The sequence below is a fragment of the Alteromonas sp. DY56-G5 genome, assembly GCF_041414725.1.
GTDB lineage: Bacteria > Pseudomonadota > Gammaproteobacteria > Enterobacterales > Alteromonadaceae > Alteromonas > Alteromonas macleodii.
Genome location: NZ_JANHZQ010000119.1, coordinates 1 through 1,261, shown reverse-complemented (window position 1 = coordinate 1,261; position 1,261 = coordinate 1). Strand labels below are relative to the sequence as shown.

Sequence of the window (1,261 nt, the reverse complement as noted above, 5' to 3'; positions counted from 1 at the left end):
TGACGTGGTTCAATAGATTCACACACCCAGTTAAGAGATAATCATCTCAACTGGAGTGTATATGAAAACGCGAAAAAGCTACTCGAAAGAATTCAAACTGGATGCTGTGAGTCTGGTTACAGAACAAAATTACAAGATTTCTGAGGCTGCACGTAGTCTTGGTATTAGCGCGAATATGTTGGGCCGCTGGCTGAAAGAGCAAGAATCAGACGGCGCTCACGCATTTCGTGGCAATGGCAAGTTGACGCCGGAACAGGAAGAAATCCGTCGGCTGCGTGAAGAGAATAAGCGCCTGAAAATGGAGAAAGAGATCCTAAAAAAGGCGACGGTCTTCTTTGCCAAAGAAACCAAGTGAAATACGGTTTCATAACCCAATATAAGAAGACCTGGCCGATTAGCCTGATGTGTCAGGTTCTGGGAGTCAGTCGCCGTAATTACTACAGCGCCGTGCGCCGAAATGAGCAACTTGAACCCGATCCGCAACATGATGAGCTAATTGAGTGGGTGCAGAAAATAGCTGATGCCAGTGATTTTACCTATGGCGTAAGACGCATGAAACGCGCGCTGAATTCACTGGGTTATCCGGTTGGAAAACAGCGAACGAAAGTCTTGATGAAAGAAGCCGACGTGAGCGTCAGACGGCGGAGAAAATACAAAGTAACGACTAACAGCGATCATCAGCAACCCGTCTTCGATAACGTGCTGTCACGCGACTTTAATGCACAAATGCCAGATCAGGCGTATGCCTCTGACATTACCTATATCTGGACGCAAGAAGGTTGGCTGTATCTGGCTGTAGTGATTGACTTATTCTCACGAAAAGTCGTGGGCTGGAGTATGGCGTCGCGCATGAATGCCCAGCTTGTGTGTGATGCCTTAACAATGGCTTTATGGCAACGTAAACCCAACGCGGGCCTGATACATCATTCAGATCGAGGCTCTCAATATGCAAGCCGTCAATTTAGACAGCTACTGACGCAGTACAAGGTAACTGGCAGCATGAGTAGAAAAGGTGACTGCTGGGACAATGCTGTTGTAGAGAGCTTCTTCGGCACATTGAAACAAGAGCGAGTGCAATGGCGTCACTACCAGAGCCGCCATGCTGCTCAGCAGGATATCCTGCAATACATCAGTATGTTTTATAACAGCCAAAGAATGCACTCATACCTGGATTACAAAAGTCCAAATCAATATGAGGCTGATATGGCAAATTTAGGAAAAGCGGCTTAACTGGGTTGTGTGAATTTGCTTGACCACGTCA

Annotated in this window: 1 protein-coding gene; it reads left to right on the top strand. The window is 46.8% G+C overall.

Annotated features, from left to right (window positions below; translation table 11 throughout):
• Nucleotides 1–61: 61 nt before the first annotated feature.
• Nucleotides 62–1,230, top strand: a protein-coding gene (locus NO989_RS21790) for an IS3 family transposase (RefSeq protein WP_239247979.1) whose coding sequence is annotated in 2 segments (ribosomal slippage) — nucleotides 62–314 and nucleotides 314–1,230 — 1,170 coding nt in all. Because the reading frame shifts where the segments join, the coding sequence is not laid out codon by codon here.
• Nucleotides 1,231–1,261 lie beyond the last annotated feature (31 nt).